6 protein-coding genes are annotated in these 18,181 nt (G+C 69.5%); all 6 read left to right on the forward strand.

The window, feature by feature from the left end; all coding sequences use genetic code 11:
- Nucleotides 1-254: 254 nt before the first annotated feature.
- The 6 genes from NA11_RS19005 (at nucleotide 255) to NA11_RS19030 (ending at nucleotide 18,092) form a co-directional block, all read left to right on the forward strand.
- Nucleotides 255-1,349, forward strand: a complete 1,095-nt coding sequence (locus NA11_RS19005; RefSeq protein ID WP_069163273.1) for an ABC transporter substrate-binding protein — start codon at nucleotides 255-257, stop codon at nucleotides 1,347-1,349.
- A gap of 164 nt (nucleotides 1,350-1,513) precedes the next feature.
- Nucleotides 1,514-1,972, forward strand: coding sequence for an AMP-binding protein (locus NA11_RS19010; protein WP_069163274.1), 459 nt, complete (start codon nucleotides 1,514-1,516; stop codon nucleotides 1,970-1,972).
- 202 nt (nucleotides 1,973-2,174) lie between these two features.
- The gene (locus NA11_RS19015) at nucleotides 2,175-15,464 is read left to right on the forward strand and encodes a non-ribosomal peptide synthetase (RefSeq protein ID WP_069163275.1); all 13,290 of its coding nucleotides are present in this window, start codon (nucleotides 2,175-2,177) and stop codon (nucleotides 15,462-15,464) included.
- Entirely contained in the window at nucleotides 15,461-16,459 is a 999-nt protein-coding gene (locus NA11_RS19020; RefSeq protein WP_069163276.1) for an ATP-binding cassette domain-containing protein, read from the forward strand. The genes NA11_RS19015 and NA11_RS19020 overlap by 4 nt, the downstream gene beginning before the upstream one ends.
- Complete coding sequence (locus NA11_RS19025; protein ID WP_069163277.1) at nucleotides 16,456-17,274, forward strand: ABC-2 transporter permease; 819 nt, start codon at nucleotides 16,456-16,458, stop codon at nucleotides 17,272-17,274. The genes NA11_RS19020 and NA11_RS19025 overlap by 4 nt, the downstream gene beginning before the upstream one ends.
- Nucleotides 17,271-18,092: an ABC transporter permease gene (locus NA11_RS19030; protein ID WP_369691139.1), complete on the forward strand. Its 822-nt coding sequence runs from the start codon at nucleotides 17,271-17,273 to the stop codon at nucleotides 18,090-18,092. The genes NA11_RS19025 and NA11_RS19030 overlap by 4 nt, the downstream gene beginning before the upstream one ends.
- The last annotated feature ends 89 nt before the right edge of the window (nucleotides 18,093-18,181 follow it).

Here is an 18,181-nt window from a genome sequence, read left to right on the forward strand (position 1 = left end):
TGCATCCGTCCCCGTGTCGGAACAGACGACAGTTCGCTTGCGCTTCTGGAATCGTAAACCGTGCTGCCGCAGCAACCCGCACGGGTCCTACTCTGTGTCGTATTTCGTTGGTCGGGCCTGATCCTATGCCGTCGATGCGGGTGCGCCGACCGCGCGGGCGACTGGTGCCCGTTTCAGCATCGGCGGTGACGAGGACTGAGCGACTCGGCGGGCACGTCCCTGTGTTGCCCGCCCGCGCATGTACCCTCACCCGCATGCCGCTGAGCGCCTTCGTTCGCACCCGGAACCGCACAGCCTCCCCTCGATCCGGCCCCGCCCGCGTGGCGCGCCGGGTCGGCATGGTCGCGGCGTTATGCGGCGCCGTCGTCGCGGCGGGCTGCAGTACTCCGGCCGACGACTCCGGCTCGATCGTGCGGACCACCACGAACATCGCGGGTGCAGGCGTGGTCGGACTCGAGCGCGACACCGCCAAAGCCTGCCCGCTGCCCAGTGCACCCGATGCGGGCAGCGGCAGCACGCGCACCGTCACCCATGCGTCGGGCGTGTCGGAGGTACCGGCGGATCCGCAGCGCATCGTCGTGCTCACCACCTCCGCATTGGACGCGACCTGCGCGGTCGGCCTGTGGGAACGCGTGGTCGGCGCGGTCACCCTCGACGGCTCCCGGCCGCAACCCGCCTACCTCGGCACCGGCGTGCTGAAGATCCCCGGCGTCGGCTCGGCCGCCCAGCCGGACCCGGCCAAGATCGCCGAACTGCGCCCCGATCTCATCCTCGGCGACATCCCCACCGCCACCGCGAGTTTCGAGGCGCTCCGGGCGATCGCGCCCACCGTCCTGGTCGGCGCAGGCAACAGCTGGCAAGCCGAATTCACCGCTCTCGCAGCGGGTCTCGGCCGCCGCGAGGCCGCGGGCGCCGTGCTGGACGCCTACCACACCGAGGCGGCCGACGCGGGGATGGCGATGGCGGCGAAACAGACGCAGGCCTCGCTCATCCGCTTCACCGCGGACACCGACCAGGTTCAGGGCAGCGACAGTTTCGCGGGCCAAATCCTCGGCGACATGGGTGTGCAGCGCCCGCAGGCGCAGCGGGGCACCTCGTTCAACGTCACGCCGGACGACTTCGCCACCAAGGTCGAAGGCGACCTGATCTACGTGCTGCTTGCCGGAGACGAGGGCAAGAAGCACGGCGCGGCGGTGATGCGCACCGATCAGTGGAAGGACCTCGGCGCCGCGGGCGACAAACGGGTCTTCGCCGTCGACGACACGGTCTGGCACGGCAACGGCCTCACCGCTGCCCGCGCCTTGCTGACCGATCTGACCGGCACGCTCAACGGATTCGTCACGGACTGAATCTCATACCGGACCGAATCTCATACCGGGGTGCCACCCGAGGTGGAGATTTCCCCACCCTCGGAGGTAGCTCGACCAGCGCTTGGGTTGCTGTCGAAGTCTCGTCCAGTCGAGCAGATTAGAGGTACGCAAGAAACCTCTACACGAGACTCGAGGACGACACCATGGACACCAAGACCGCTTCGCTCGCCGACAACCTCCGCATGCTGCCGCTCGCGCAGGCCGTGGCCGAGGTCGATCCGAACGCGGTCGTCGTCTCCACCGCCGACTGTGTCCTCACCTACGCCGAACTCGACCGCTGGTCCAACCGGCTTGCCCGGCTGTTGCTGCAGATCGGCGCCAACCTCGACACCAGGGTCGCGCTCGCGATCTCCGATGACATCGAGTCGGTGGTCGCCGAACGCGCCATCGTCAAGGTCGGCGGCACCCCGGTACCGGTCGCGACCGACGGCATGTTCGCGCTCGGCACCACGCTCGGCGTGACGACCAAGGCGCGCCGCGCCGACCTCACCGACCAGATCGACTGGCTGGTGCTGGACGATCGCTCGACCCTGCAGCGCTACCTCGCCGGCTCCGACGCACCGCTGAGCAACGACGAGTACCTGCTGCCGAAATCCGCGTGAACCTCGAGGCGCGCCCGAACGTATGACGTTCGGGCGCGCCTATCGGCATGTCCGAGCACGCATGTCGGCAAACCCCGTCGGCGCACACGTCATCGGTTCAGAATGAAATCTGTCGCGAGCTGTGCGGCAGGTGCTACCACTATCGCGCTGGCCAGCGGCGTCATTTCCGCGTGCCGCGGGCGGTAAGAATGTAGGACTCTTCATGCAACAGCCTTCCCCCTCGCCGATCGAGACCGGTGCCGGTCTGCCCGAGGGCGCCTTCGCGCTGTCGGCGGCCCAACGCGGGATCTGGTTCGCCCAGCACATCGCGGGCGACACCCCGATATCCATCGCACAGTACGTCGAGTTGAGCGGCCCGGTCGACCTCGATCTGCTGGCACAGGCGGCACGCCAGGCGGGGCGCGAGTTCGGCACGGGATATCTGCGGTTGCTGGAAATCGACGGTCATCCGTATCAGTTCGTGGACACCACGCTGGACGACAGCCTGAACACGGTGGACTTTCGCGGCGAGCGCGATCCGGAGGCCGCCGCGCACGCGTGGATGCGCGCGGAGTACGAAGCGCCGCTGGAGCTCACCAGGGATCGGCTGGTGCGGGTGACGATGCTGCGGATCGCCGAGGACCGTTGGTTCTGGTACTCCCGCATCCACCACATCGTGCTGGACGGCATGGGCGCGCTGACCGTGGTGCAGCGCACCGGCGAGATCTATAACGCCGTTATCGAGGGCAAGGAGCCGCCTGCCGCCAAGGCCGAGGATCTGCGCAAGATCGTCGAGGCCGATCTGGCGTACCGCAATTCCGATCGCTTCGGCGCCGATCGCGAGCACTGGATGGCGCACCTGGACGGGATGGCCGATCCGGTGAGCCTGGCCGGGCGCAGCGCCGATGTCGACGCGCACCCGAGCCGGGTCGCCGGCGCCCTCCCGCAGGAGACCGCGGTGCTGCTCGATGCCGTCGCGAAGGCGGCGTCGTCGGGTGTCGCGCCGACCGTGGTCGCGGCCTTCGGCGCGTATCTCGCCGCGATGACGGGTGCGCCTGAAGTGATTCTGAGCCTTCCGGTTTCGGCGCGCACCACGGCGATTCTGCGGCGTTCCGGCGGGATGATCGCCAATGTCGTTCCGCTGCGGCTGCGATTGACGCCGAGCACGACCGTCGGCGACGTGATCCACGCCGCGCAGGGCGAACTGACCGGCGCGCTGCGGCGGCAGCGCTACCGGCAGGAGGACATCGTCCGCGATCTGGGCTGGGCGATGGACGAGGCGGCGTCGTTCGGGCCGTCGGTGAACCTGATGATGGTGGACACCAGGATTCAACTCGGCGCGGTGACCGGGCGACTGCACGTGCTCACCTCGGGGTTGATCGACGACTTGTTCGTCAATCTGTACCCGGGGGTGGGTGGCGAGAGCACCCACATCGACTTCCAGGCCAACGGAAACCTGTACAGCGACGCGGAATTGGCGGCGCACCATCGGCGATTCCTGTTGTTCCTGCACGAATTCCTCGCCGCGGGACCGCAAGCGGCGCTGTCGACGGTGCCGGTGGTGTCCGCGGACGAGCAGGCGCTCCTGGTGCCCGCGCGTGGGCCCGCCGGTGTCGCCGCGCAGACGTTGCCCGACATCCTCACGGCCGGTGCGGCACTCGCGCCCGACGCGGTCGCGATCAAGGCCGAGTCGGTGTCGCTGACCTATCGACAGGTCGACGCGTACACCAACCAGCTGGCCAGGGTGCTGCTGGCGGCGGGCGCCGGACCGGAACGCACGGTGGCGATCTCGATCCCCCGATCCGCCGAGTCGGTGCTCGCGATGATCGCGGTGGCCAAGACCGGTGCGGCGTTCGTGCCGATCGATCCCACCTATCCGGCCGACCGGATCGAGCACATGATCGGCGACAGCGGTGTCGTCGCCGGTGTGACCGTCGCGGCGGCGCGAAAGTCGTTGCCGGACCGGGTGGAGTGGTTGATCCTCGACGACAACGCGACCGAGCGGCGGGTCGGCGCACGGAAGACGGCGGCCATCACCGCCGCCGAGCGGCCCACCGCGCTGCACCTGGATCAGGTCGCGTACATCATCTACACCTCGGGATCGACCGGCCTGCCCAAGGGCGTGGCCGTCGCGCATCGCGGCCTCGCGAACCTGGCGACCGGCTCCGGCGCCGGCTTCGGGGTGCACGCCGATTCCGTAGTGGCACATGCGGTCTCGCCCAGCTTCGACATCTCGGTCGAGGAGATCCTGGTAACTCTCGCCGCAGGCGCGACGCTCGCGGTGGTACCGCCCTCGGCGTATGCGGGCGAGGAGATGGCGCAGGTGCTGCGCGCGCATCGCGTCACTCATCTCAATGTGACGCCGACGGTGGTCGGTTCGCTGGATCCGGCCACGCTGCCCGACCTGCGCACGGTGATCGTCGGCGGCGACGCCTGCCCGCCCGAACTGGTGGCGAAGTGGTCGGGCCGCACGCTGCTGAACGGCTACGGCCCCACCGAAACCACGGTGACCACGACGTTGAGTGCGGCGCTCGTCCCCGGCGCGCCGGTCACCATCGGCAGCCTGGTGCGCGGCGTCACCGCGGTGGTGCTCGATCCGTGGTTGCGTCCGGTCCCGCCGGGCACGGTCGGCGAGCTGTATCTCGCGGGCCCCGGGCTCGCGCGCGGGTACCACCAGCGCAACGGGCTCACGGCGGGCCGTTTCGTCGCCAACCCCTACCAGGCCGGTGCGCGGATGTACCGCACCGGCGACCTGGTGCGGTGGAGCACGCACCACGATCGGCTCGAGCTGGAATACCAGGGGCGCAGCGACTTCCAGGTGAAGGTGCGCGGGTTTCGCATCGAGCTCGGCGAGATCGACGCGGCGCTGCAGCGCCAGCCCGAGGTCGACTTCGCGATCACCCTCGGCGCCGAGACCGGTTCCGGCGCCACCGCATTGGTCTCCTACGTGCTGCCGAAGCCGGGCGCAGAAGCCCACCCGGAAGCGTTGAAAGCGGCGGCAGGCGAGACACTTCCGGCCTACATGGTGCCCGCCGTGGTGATGATCCTGGACAGCATCCCGCTCACGCCGCTCGGCAAGGTCGACCGCAAGGCACTGCCCGCACCGGATTTCGGCGCACGCACCATCGTCAGCCGTGCACCGTCCACGCCGAAGGAAGCGGCGCTGGCCGCCCTGTTCGCCGAGGTGCTCGGGCTGGAGACGGTCGGCGTCGACGAGAGCTTCTTCGCGCTCGGCGGCGACAGCATCGTTTCCATCCAGCTGGTGTCGCGGGCGAAGGCCGCGGGCATCGGGCTAAGCGCACGAGATGTGTTCGAGCGCAAGACCGTTGCCGCGTTGGCCGCCGTCGCCACCGAGGTGCGCGCCCAGGTCGTGCACGAGCTGCCCGGCGGCGGCGTCGGCGGGGTCGAGCTGACCCCGATCGTGCACGCCATGCTGGCACAGGGCCCGACCTGGCAAAGGTACAGCCAGGCGGTGCTGATCGGGTTGCCCGCGGACATGACGCGGTCGCAGCTGGTCGCGGCCGTGCAGGCGCTGATCGATCAGCACGATCTGCTGCGGTCGACGCTGCGCCGCACCGAGGACGGCTGGACGTGGGAGGTGGCCGAGCGCGGCTCGGTCGATGCCGACGGCTTGGTCGAAGTCCGTACCGCAGGCGCCGATGTCGATGTAAGCACCGAACAGGCTTTGCAGCACGCCGCCGATCTGCTCGATCCCGCGGCGGGCGTCGTCGCGCGGTTCGTGCTGATCGAGCGCGCGGCCGCCGACCCGGTCTGCTGGCTCGTCCTGCACCACCTGGTGACCGACGGCGTGACCTGGCGCATCCTGCTGCCCGATCTGGCCACCGCGGCGTTCGGCGGCACGCTCGCTCCGGTGGGGACCTCGTTCCGGCGCTGGGCGCACGGGCAGGCCGCGCAGGCCGGCGAGCGCACCGCCGAACTGGCGCTCTGGCAACGCATCCTGGCAACACCGGACCCGGCGCTCGGTGCGGGTCCGCTCGATCCCGCGCTCGATGTCGTGGCGACCATGGCGCAGCGGGAGACTCGGATCGCCACCGAGCTGGCGCACACCGTGCTCACCGCGGCACCCGATCGATTCCATTGCAGCGCAGACGATGTGCTGCTCGCTGCGCTCGCCATGGCGGTGAGCCGGTGGCGGGGCCGGACGGCGACGTTGGCCCACCCGTCGCCCGACCACCACCCCTCACGGAGTCGCTTCGCGACGCTGTTCACCCTGGAAGGGCACGGGCGCATGGACGCGATCGTGCCCGGCGCCGACGTCGCGCGCACGGCAGGCTGGTTCACCAGCGTCTATCCGGTGGCCGTCGACCTGACCGGGATCGACCTGGCCGAGGCGTTCGCAGGCGGCGCCGCGGCGGGCGCCGCGATCAAGACCGCGAAGGAACAGCTCAGGGCGGTGCCCGACAAGGGCGTCGGCTTCGGCATGCTGCGCTACCTGGACGCGAGCACCGGCGCGGCACTCGCGGGCGGGCCGACCCCGCAGCTCAGCTTCAACTACCTGGGCCGGGCGACGACCGGCGCGGACACCGGACCATGGCTGCCGCAACGCTTCGCGTCCACGCAAGACGATCGGGCGCCGCTGGCCGCCGTCGTCGACATCAACGCCGTGCTGACCGATGCCGGGCTCGAGGTCACCTGGGCCTACGCCACCCGGCTGCTCGACGCGGCCGATGTCGATCGGCTCGCCGAGCTCTGGCACGAGGCGCTGCGGGCGCTGGCCGCGCACGCCGAGACCGCGGGCGCGGGCGGGCGAACGCCGTCCGACTTCGCACTCGTTCCGGTGACACAGCCGCAGATCGAGACCTGGGAGCGCGGTTATCCGAATCTCGCTGACGTATGGCCGCTCTCGCCGTTGCAGTACGGGCTGTTGTTCCACGCGCTGTACGACTCCGACACCGCCGACGGTTATACGGTGCAGTCACTGCTCACCCTGGCGGGCACCGTCGACGCGAGCCGGTTGCGTACCGCCGCAGCGGCATTGGTTTCGCGGCACGAGAACCTCCGGGTCGCCTTCGTGGAGACCGACGACGGCCCGCGCCAGCTCGTGCTCGCCGACGCCGAGATCCACTGGCAGGACATCGATCTGACCAGCATCCAGGATCCCGAGGAGCGCCGGCGTGAGCTGGACCGGGTGATCGCGCTCGACGCGCGAACGCGGTTCGACCTCACCCGCCCGCCGCTGATCCGCTTCACCCTGGTCAGGACCGAGGCCGACGCGTATCGGTTCCTGCTCACCAATCACCATCTGGTGCTCGACGGTTGGTCGACGCCGCTGCTGGTGCGCGAGCTGCTGACGCTGTACGTCACCTCGGGCGACGCGTCCGCGCTGCCGCCCGCGCATTCCTACCGCGAGTTCCTGTCCTGGCTGGCCGAGCAGAACGACGCCGAATCCCTTGCCGCATGGACGGAATCGCTGGCAGGCATCGACACCCCGACCCGCGCGGTGCCGAGCCTGGCAGGCATCGAGTCGACCGAAACCGGCATGCTGTCGACCGAGCTGTCCGCCGACGCCGTCGCCCGCTTGGAGGCCGCGGCACGCGAATCCGGCGCCACCGTCAACACGCTGGTGCAGGCGGCATGGGCCATGCTGCTCGCGATGCTCACCGGCCGGACCGATGTGGTGTTCGGCGGCACCGTCTCCGGCAGGCCGCCTGAGCTCGCAGGCGTCGAAGAAATGGTCGGCCTGTTCATCAACACCCTGCCGGTGCGGGTGCGGCTCGACCCGGCCGAGAAGGTAGTCGACCTGCTCGCCCGCGTGCAGGCCGAACAGGCGCGGCTGCTCGATCATCAGCATGTCGGTCTCGCCGCCATCCACCAGGCGGTCGGACTCGCCGAACTCTTCGACACCCTCACCGTTTTCGAGTCCTATCCGATCGACCGCGAGGCGCTCTCGCAGGCGCTCGACATCGCGGGCATGCGGGTGATCGATGTCGAAGGCACCGACGCGACGCCGTATCCGTTGAACCTCATGGTCATTCCGTTGCGCGGCAGCAACGGCAACGACACCCTCCGGATCAGCCTGAAATTCATGGCCGATCAGCTCGATCCCGCTGCGGCACAGCCGCTGCTCGACCGCTTCGTGCGGCTGCTGACCCAGCTCGCCGACAACCCGCGCGCGCTGGTCTCTCAGCTGCAGTACTGCGACGACGCCGAACGCGCCACGCTGCTGCCGGTGCACGGCGCGGCGTCGCTGCCGCTGCGCACGCTGCCCGAGATCCTTGCTGCGGGTGCACAACTCGGCGGTGAAGGGATCGCGGTCAGCGCGGGCGACCTCACCATGAGCTACCGCGAACTCGACGCGTGGTCCAATCGCTTCGCCAGGGTGCTGCTGAAACGGGGTGTCGGGCGCGAGGTGTTCGTGGTGCTCGCGCTCACCCGGTCGCTGGAATCGGTGGTGGCGGTGTGGGCGCTGGCCAAGTCCGGCGCGGCCTTCGCGCCGCTCGACCCGAACTATCCGGTCGAGCGCATCGAGCACATGCTCACCGACTCCAAGGCGCCGATCGGCGTGACGGTCACCGCGTTCGGCGAGACGCTGCCAGGCACCATCGACTGGCTGCTGCTCGACGACCTCAACACCATCCGCCGGGTCATGACGGTCTCCGACGCGCCCATCACCGACGCGGAACGCGGTGGGCCGATCGACATCGACCAGACGGCGTATCTGATCTACACCTCCGGCTCGACCGGCAAGCCGAAGGCGGTGCTGCTCAGCCATCGCGGCGTCGCCAATCTCGTTTCCACGCAACGGGAAACGCTCGACCTGGACGAGACGTCGAGTGCGCTGCAGGTGGCCTCGCCGAGCTTCGACGCCTCGGTGTTCGAGCTGCTGACCGCGCACGGCGCGGGCGGCAGGCTGGTGGTCTCGCCGCCGGATGTGTACGGCGGCACCGAGTTGGAGCGACTGCTGCGCGCCGAGCGGGTGACCCACGCGGTGATCACCCCGTCCGCGCTGGCCACCATGGAGCCCACCGACCTCGACGATCTGCGGGTGCTCTCGGTGGCCGGTGAGGCCGCCACCCCGGAGCTGATCGAACGCTGGGCGCCGGGGCGGCGGATGGTGAACCTCTACGGGCCGACCGAGTTCAGCATCTGGGCGACCGGTCCGGCCGAACTCGTTGCCGGCGAGCCGATCACGATCGGCGGCCCGGTGCGTGGCGCGGCGACCATGGTGCTCGACACCTGGCTGCGGCCGGTACCCGTCGGCGTCGCAGGCGAGCTGTATCTGGCCGGGCCGGCGCTGGCGCGTGGCTATTTCAATCGGTTCGAGATGACGGCGAGCCGGTTCGTCGCCGATCCGTACGGCGTCCCCGGCGAGCGGATGTACCGGACTGGCGACATGGTGCGCTGGGTGCACGGCCGCGCGGACGAGCTCGAGCTGGAGTACCTGGGCCGCAGCGACTTCCAGGTGAAGATCCGTGGGCTGCGCATCGAACTCGGCGAGATCGATGCGGTGCTGTCGCGCGACGACGAGGTCGAGTACGCGGTGACGATCGGCCGCGCCGGGCCTGCGGGCGCGACCGTGCTGGTGTCGTATGTGCTGCCACCGGAAGGGGTTCGGCTCGATACCGAACGGCTGCGGGTGCGGGTGGCCGCCGAGCTGCCCGGGTACATGGTGCCGAGCTACCTGGTGGTGCTCGACACGATTCCGCTCACCCCGGTCGGCAAGCTGGACCGCAAAGCACTTCCGGTGCCGGACTTCTCGGAGACGCACCGGCCGTACCTGGCGCCGCGGACACCGGTGGAGCAGGCGGTCGCCGCGGTGTTCAGCGACGTGCTCGGGCAGGGGCGGGTCAGCGTCGATGCGTCGTTCTTCGAGCTCGGCGGCAATTCGCTGAGCGCGACCAAGGTTGTCGCCAGGGTCAATTCGACGCTCGGCGCGACCATCGCGTTGCGTGACCTGTTCGACGCGCCAACCATCGCGCAGCTGTCAGCCCGAGTGGTCCCCTCCGTCGATATAGTGCCTGGCAGCTTCGCCCCGGCGCCGCGGATCCGGCCGGACCGCATTCCGCTCTCCCCCGCGCAGCAGCGCATGTGGGTGCTCAACCGGCTCGATCCCGGCTCGCCCGCGTACAACATCGCGGTGGCGTTGCGGCTCACCGGCGATCTGGATGTCGAGGCCATGCGCGCGGCGCTGGCCGACGTGGTCGCCAGGCACGAGAGTTTGCGCACCATCTACCCCGCCGACGCCGACGGGCCCCGACAGGTCATCGTCGCCACCGAGATGGCCGCGCCCGCACTGACGGTCGTGCCGACCGAGGACGGCGCGACACTGCGGGAGCAGCTCAACCTGTTGACCGGCAAGGGCTTCGACATCAGCAAGGAGCCGCCGCTGCGGGTCGGGTTGTTCCGGCCGGCGGCGGTCGATGCGCCCGCCGTGCACGTCGTCGTGCTCGTGGTGCACCACATCAGCGCCGACGGCGCGTCGATGGCGCCGTTGGCCACCGATCTGGTTGCCGCGTATTCGGAGCGCGCGGCAGGCGCGGACACCACCCGGGTTCCACTGCCGGTCCAGTACGCCGACTTCGCGCTGTGGCATCGGGAGCTGCTCGGCGCCGAGTCCGACCCGGATTCACTGGCGGCCAAGCAGATTCGGTACTGGACCGACACGCTCGCCGGTGCACCCGACGTCCTGGAGCTGCCCGCGGACCGGCCGCGACCCGCCGTGCAGTCGATGCGCAGCGCCGACGTCGAGTTCGCCATCGACGCCGAACTGCACCGTGCCATGGTGGAATTCGCGGCGGCCAGGCAGGTCAGCCTGTTCATGGTCGTGCACGCGACGCTCGCCGTGCTGCTGGCCCGCCTCGGCGGCACCGACGACGTGGTCGTCGGCACGCCGGTGGCCGGGCGTGGCCATGCGGCGCTGGACGACCTCGTCGGCATGTTCGTCAATACGCTCGCCTTGCGCACACAGGTCGATCCCGGTGCCAGCTTCGCCGACTTCCTCACCGCGGTCCGCTCGGCCGATCTCGACGCGTTCGCGGCCACCGACGTGTCCTTCGAACGACTCGTGCAGGCGTTGAATCCGGCCAGGTCCACGGCGCATCATCCGCTGTTCCAGGTGTCGCTGTCGCTGCAGAACTTCGTCGAGCCGGTGCTCGAGCTGCCCGGCTTGCGGATCGAGGTGGAGGACTTCGACCGGCGCGCTTCGCAATTCGACCTGACGTTCGACCTGCGGGAGCGCTTCGACGAGACGGGCCCCGCCGGGCTGGCCTGCGTATTGACCTACGCGACCGACCTGTTCGACGAGGCGACGGTGACGTCGTACGCCACCCGCTGGCGCCGCGTGCTCGCGACCGTGCTCGCCGCGCCCGACGTGCGGCTGGCCGACATCGACATCCTCGACGAGCGCGAGCGCGCGGCGCTGATCCCGGTGCACGGCCTCGACAGTGTCGGAACGACAACGCTGCCCGCGCTGCTCGCCGCGACCGTCGCCCGGTATCCGGATCGGCCTGCTCTGGTCGCCGCGGGCGACACCACGACCTATCGGGAACTCGACGCGCACGCCAATCGCCTGGCACGGCTGCTGCTCGGCGCAGGCGCGGGCCCGGAAACCGTGGTCGCCCTCGGCCTGCCGCGTTCGCCGGATCTGCTCACCGGTATGTGGGCGGCGGCGAAGATCGGCGCGGCCTTCCTTCCGGTCGACCCGAAGCACCCGATCGAGCGGATCGATCACATGCTGACCGACTCCTCGGCCCGCGTCGGTCTCACCATGAGCGCCTACCGCCCGATGCTGCCGGACAGCACCCGGTGGCTAGTGCTCGACGACCCGCATTTCGTCCTGCACTGGTCTACCGCGAGCGCACGCCCGCTGCGGGAACGCGAGTTGCCCAGGCCGATTCGGCTGGACAACCCGGCCTGGCTCATCTACACCTCCGGCTCCACCGGCACGCCGAAGGGCGTCGCCGTCTCCCACCGCGGCATCGCCGATTTCGTTGCCGCGCAGGGTGATCTGCTCGATCTGGGCGAGGAGTCCCGGGTATTGCACGTTGCCTCACCGAGTTTCGACGCGTCGATACTCGAGGCGCTGATGGCGTTCGGGTGGGGCGGCGCGTCGGTCGTGTCGCCGCCGGAGGTGTTCGGCGGCAGCGCGCTCGCCGAGCTGATCGACGCGGAGCAGGTCACCCACGTGATGATCACCCCGTCCGCGCTCGCCACGATCGATCCGGCCGAGGTCTCGGGTGTGCAGGTGCTCGCCGTCGGCGGCGAGGCGGTCGGCGCCGAGCTCATCGACCGGTGGTGCGCACCGCGGCGTGGTCGGCGCGGCATGCGGATGGTGAATCTGTACGGCCCCACCGAGTTCACTGTCGTGGCAACAGGTTCCGCGCTGAGCCCGGGCACGCCGGTCACTCTCGGTCCGCCCATTCGCGGTGCGGCCGCCCTGGTGCTCGACGGCAGGCTGCAGCCGGTTCCGGTCGGCGTCGCCGGTGAGCTCTTCCTCGCCGGGCACGCGCTGGCGCGTGGCTACCATGCCAGGCCGGGTCTCACCGCGGGCCGCTTCGTCGCGAATCCCTATGGCGCGCCGGGCGAACGGATGTATCGCACGGGTGACCTCGTGCGCTGGACATACGGTTCCGGTGCGGCAAGCCGGGCCGGTGCGGAACCCGGGCTGGTGCTGGAATACCTCGGCCGCACCGATTTCCAGGTCAAGGTGCGCGGTCAGCGGATCGAGCTCGGCGAGATCGACGCGGTCCTCGGCAAGTTGGACGGCGTCGATTTCGCGCTGACGCTCGGTGTCACCGGACCGGCGGGCTCGACCGCATTGGTGGCCTATCTGGTGCGCAAGCCGAGCGTCGAACTCGACCTGGCACAGGTGCGCGAGGCCGCCGCCGAGACCTTGCCCGGCTATATGGTCCCGTCCGCCTTTGTCGTCCTGGACGAGATCCCGCTCACCGCGGTGGGCAAGCTCGACCGAAAAGCATTGCCTGCACCGGATTTCAGCGCCGAGGAGACCGAGTACCGGGCGCCGCGGACGGCGACGGAGGAGGCGTTGGCGCAGATCATCGCCGAGCTGCTCGGCCTGGACAAGGTCGGCATCGATGCCTCGTTCTTCGACCTCGGCGGCGACAGCATTCTCGCGATCCAGCTGGTGTCGCGGGCAAAGCAGCGCGGCATCGACTGCACACCGCTGCAGGTGTTCGAGCACCGCACCGTTGCCGCGCTGGCCGCGGCGGTCGCCGGTCCGGTGGAGGCGCTGGCCGAGCTGCCGGGCGGCGGCATCGGTGCACTGCCGCTCACGCCGATGATGCGGTCGCTGATCGACGTGGGTGGCGGCCGCAGGCACCCGGCCCGGACCGCAGTGCTCGAGCTGCCGATCGGGATCGAACACGACCAGGTGATCGCCACCGTCGCGGCGGCGGTCGACCGGCACGACATGCTGCGGGCGCGGCTGTCCCGCCACGATGCGCTGGACTGGCGACTGCAGGTGGGCGAGCCCGGCTCGGTCGACGTCGGCGCGCTGGTGCACCGGATCGAGTTCGATGCCGCGGCCGACCCGGTCGATCTGCGCGAATACGTGACAGCCGAACTGGATTCGGCGACGCACCGGCTCGATCCCGCGAACGGCGTTGTGCTGCGGTGCCTCTGGCTCGACCCGATCGGCGATGCAGGACGCCGGACCAGGGCAGGCCTGCTCGTGGTGCTGGCGCACCCGCTGCTGGTCGACGATGCCTCCTGGCGCATTCTGCTGCCGGACCTGCTGGCCGCCTGGGCCCAGGTCTCGGTCGGGAACACCCCGGTGCTCGCGGAGACCGGCACGTCGATGCGCCGGTGGGCACACGCGCTCACCGACGAAGCACGCACGGCGCAGCGAGTTCTCGAACTCGGCTATTGGCAGGGCGTTCTCGCCCACGCGGATCCGCCCCTCGGTGTCAGGGCGCTCGACCCGGTCATCGACAAGGCGCGCAGGCTGCGCACCGTCCGCTGTGAGGTGTCCGAAGACGTGACCGCGGCAGTCCTCACCGAACTGCCTACTCGGTTCGCAGGCGCGGCCGACGACATCCTGCTCACCGCGCTCACGCTCGCGCTGCTGCGGTGGCGCGCACAGCGATCCGGCGATCGGCGTCCCGACGTGTTGCTCCGGCTCGAAGGCCACGGCCGACCGGAGCAGGCGATCCCCGGTGCCGCGCTGGCGCGCACCATCGGCCCGTTCGCGACCAACTATCCGCTGCGGCTCGAGCTGGACCGGATCGACAGCGACGAGGCGTTCCACGGCGGTCCGGCGATGGGCGCGGCGATCCGCGCGGTGAAGCGGCAACGACGGGCGGTGCCCGACAACGGGATCGGGTTCGGCCTGCTGCGCTACCTCAATCCGGACACGGCCGCACAGCTGGGCGCACCTGGTGTGCTGCCGGGACAGATCAGCTTCCGCCACCGCGGCGGGACCACCGCAGGCGATGTTCCCGCCGGGCTCGACGGCCTGGGATGGACGCCGACCGACCTGTTCGGCAACCTGTCGGCCGCAGGCGATCCCGAGCTCCCGGTGCAGTCGGTGCTCGAGGTGACCACGACCGTGGTCGGCGGTCGGCTGCGTGCGGACTTCACCTTCCCGCAGACGCTGCTGCACCGCGCCGACATCGCCGGGCTGGCGGGTCTGTGGCTCGACGTGCTCGGTGCGGCAGCCGAATTCGCGCATTCACCGGCCGCGCAGCTCGCGGCGGCCGAGGAGGCGGCGGAGATCGCCGCCGACCGTCAAGCATTCGCGCCGGAAGCCACCCTCGGGCTGGACGTGGTGTTGCCGATCCGGCACGGCGGCACCGAGCCCGCGCTGTTCTGCATCCACCCGTCCTCCGGAATCTCCTGGAGTTACCTGGGATTCGCGCAGGTGCTGCGGCAGGGGCGGCCGATCTTCGCCATGCAGGCACCCGATCTCAGCGGTCGGGAACCGTCCCTGCGCTCCATCGAAGAGTTCGCTGAGCGGTACGTCCGCGAGATTCGCCTGCTCCAGCCCTCCGGCCCGTACCACCTGCTCGGCTGGTCGTTCGGCGGGCTGATCGCGCACGCGATCGCGGCCAGACTGCAGGCGGACGGCCAGCGGGTCGGCCTTGTCGCCCTGCTGGATTCCGATACCGCCGATGTCGACAGCGCCGACGTCGAGCACCTCACCGCGGGGGCTTTCGTCAACAGCTTCGGCGCGATCTTCGGGATCCACGATGTGCCCGCCGACGCCACCGCGAGCCAGGCGGCCGACCTCATCCGCGACCGGCTCGGCGGTGTGCCGATCGTCGACGCGGACATGATCGAGCGACTGACCGAGTCCTACAACGCGGCGGCGCGCTCCCGAGTGGGCTACCAGCGCCCCGTATTCGACGGTGACCTGCTGTATTTCAGCGCAACCGTGGACAGCTCCGACATCGTCGGCCCGGACGGCTGGCGGCCGTACGCGACCGGCGCGGTCATCAACCACGACATCGAGGTCACGCACAACGAGCTGACCGCACCGCACGTGCTGCCGACCATCGCGCGGATAGTCGACGAACATCTGGAAGGACAACAATGAATGCCGATCAGGGAGTTGTGGTCGAAGGAATCGAGAAGTCGTTCGGCGCCGTAAAGGCGCTGCGCGGAGTCGATTTCACGGCCGCGCCGGGCGAAATCCTCGGCATCCTCGGCCCGAACGGCGCAGGCAAGACCACCATGGTGAACATCTTGTCGACGCTCATCGCGCCCGACCACGGCCGGGCGCTGGTCGCCGGGCACGACGTCGTCGCCGATCCGGCGGCGGTGCGCCGATCCATCATGCTGACCGGGCAGTACGCCGCGCTCGACGACATGCTCAGCGGCTACGAGAATCTCGTGATGTTCGGCAGGCTGATGGGTCTGCGCAAGCGCGCCGCTCGTGCCCGCGCGGACGAACTGCTCACCGAATTCGACCTCGTCGCCGCGGCGGGCCGCCGGGTCGGCACCTATTCGGGCGGCATGCGGCGGCGCATCGACATCGCGTGCGGTCTCGTCGTGCGCCCGGACGTGGTGTTCCTCGACGAACCGACCACCGGGCTCGATCCGCGCAGCAGGCAAGGGGTGTGGGATCTGGTGCGCAGCTTCAAAAAAGCGGGCATCACCACCCTGCTCACCACGCAGTATCTGGAAGAGGCCGACGCGCTGAGCGACCGGATCATCGTCATCGACCACGGCGTGGTGATCGCGCAGGGCACCGCGGATGAACTGAAATCCAGAACCGGCGGCAGCTACTGCGAGGTGGTGCCGCTGGATCTGAAGGACCTGACCGTCATCGCCAGCGCACTGGGTTCGCTACTGCCGGAAGACAATCGCGCCGCGCTCACGCCGGACTCGGATCGCATCACCATCCCAGCGCCGGACGGTGCGAAGACACTCGCGGAGGCGCTGCGCCGCCTGGACGGAGCACACGTGGAGCTGGTCGACATCGCGTTGCGCAGGCCGTCGCTGGACGACGTGTTCCTGCAGCTCACCGGACATCTCGCCTCCGCGGACGGCGCGGACTCGAAAGCTGCTGATGTGGAGGCGGTTTCATGACGACAGGCACCTGGCTGGCCGATGTCGGCGCCACGCCTGCCCGCGCACGACAGTGGTGGGTGCTCACCACCAGGCTGATCGTGCCCTCGGTCAAGACCGGTGAGGTACTCACCTCGCTGCTCGCGCCCGCGACCTTCACCGCGGGCTTCTACATTCCGCTGAAGACGGTGATGACGTTCGCGGGCACCGGCTTCAGCAGTTACGCGCAGTTCATGATGCCCCTCGTCGTACTCCAGGCCGCCGCGTTCACCGCCATTTCGGCCGCGTTCCGCTCGGCAACCGACTCGGTGGCCGGACTCAATCGGCGGTTCGGGTCGATGCCGATCGGCAGTTTCGTCCCCGTCGCGGCGCGGATGTCCGGCAACATCTTCCGGTTGGCGTTGTCGCTGTGCTCGGCGATCATCTGCGGCTACGTCATCGGGTTCCGGTTCTATCTCGATACCGCGCACATCGTCGCCTTCCTACTGCTGTCGATGCTCATCGGCACCGCATTGACGCTCGGCGCCGATGTGATCGGCACGCTGTCGCGGAGCCCGGAGGCGACCACGCAGGCACTGGTGCTGCCGCCCTTGATCTTCGGCATGCTGTCGACCGGACTGGCTCCGGCACACCAATTTCCGGCCTGGGTACAGCCGTTCGTGCGCAATCAGCCGGTATCGCAGTTCGTGATCGGCTTGCGCGCACTGGCGGGCGACACACTGGGCAACGCGGGCCAGGTGACGTGGTCGCTGCTCGGTCCGTCGCTGGCATGGATCGCCGCGATCCTCATCGTGTGCATTCCGCTGACCATCCGGTTGAATTCGGGGAGGGCATGATGACACTGCTTGCCGATCGCGGGGACGTCACCCGCGTCGAATCCGAGGTCTCCTACGCAGCGCTGGTGCGGCACACGGCGATTCAGACGCAACGCCTGTTGCTGCGCTGGGTGCGCAATCCGATCACCGTGCTGGAAGCGTTGATCATTCCGTGTCTGCTGCTGATCATGCTGGAAACGGTGGTCGGCGGCCAGATCCGGCGGTTCACCGGCGAGAGCGCACTCTACGGTTCGGTGCCGATGGTCACCATCACCGGTGCGGTCTCCGGCGCCGTCGGCTGCGGCGTGCTGCTCGGCCGGGAACGGGAGGCGGGCCTGCTCGCCCGCTTCTGGGTGCTGCCCGTGCACCGGGCGTCCGGCCTCACCTCGCGCATCGTCGCCGAAGGCTGCCGCATCTTCGCAGGCACGCTGGCCATCCTTCTCGTCGGCTATCTGCTCGGATTCCGGTTCCATCAGGGCGTGCCCGCGACACTCCTATTCTTGGCTATCCCGGTGCTTTTCGGCCTCGCCTTCGCGACCATCGTCACCGCGTTCGCCGTGTTCAACGCCAAAGCCGCTCTGGTGGAAGGGATCACCATCCTGACGTCGCTGATGATGTTCTTCAGCACCGGTTTCGTCCCGCTGGCCGCCTACCCCACCTGGATCCAGCCGGTGGTCCGCAACCAACCCATGTCGGTGGCTGTCGACGCCATGAAGGCCCTGGCGCTGGAGGGTCCGCTGGCTCGTCCGCTCACCCTCACGTTCGTGTGGTCGATCAGCGCGATCGTGCTCTTCGCCATCCCCGCAACCATCGGCTACCGCCGGGCCAGCAGGCGTTAGCCGCTGGTTGTACCGACGCCGACGCCCCACCACAGCGTGGTGGGGCGTCGGCTATTCGTTCGATGGATGAAACTCGGTGACCCGCAGTG

It is taken from the genome of Nocardia altamirensis NBRC 108246, assembly GCF_001612685.1.
GTDB lineage: Bacteria > Actinomycetota > Actinomycetes > Mycobacteriales > Mycobacteriaceae > Nocardia > Nocardia altamirensis.

Coding starts and splice junctions, on each gene's coding strand:
- NA11_RS19005 (WP_069163273.1), top strand. CDS start 255: ATGCCGCTGAGCGCCTTCGTTCGCACCCGGAACCGCACAGCCTCCCCT.
- NA11_RS19010 (WP_069163274.1), top strand. CDS start 1,514: ATGGACACCAAGACCGCTTCGCTCGCCGACAACCTCCGCATGCTGCCG.
- NA11_RS19015 (WP_069163275.1), top strand. CDS start 2,175: ATGCAACAGCCTTCCCCCTCGCCGATCGAGACCGGTGCCGGTCTGCCC.
- NA11_RS19020 (WP_069163276.1), top strand. CDS start 15,461: ATGAATGCCGATCAGGGAGTTGTGGTCGAAGGAATCGAGAAGTCGTTC.
- NA11_RS19025 (WP_069163277.1), top strand. CDS start 16,456: ATGACGACAGGCACCTGGCTGGCCGATGTCGGCGCCACGCCTGCCCGC.
- NA11_RS19030 (WP_369691139.1), top strand. CDS start 17,271: ATGATGACACTGCTTGCCGATCGCGGGGACGTCACCCGCGTCGAATCC.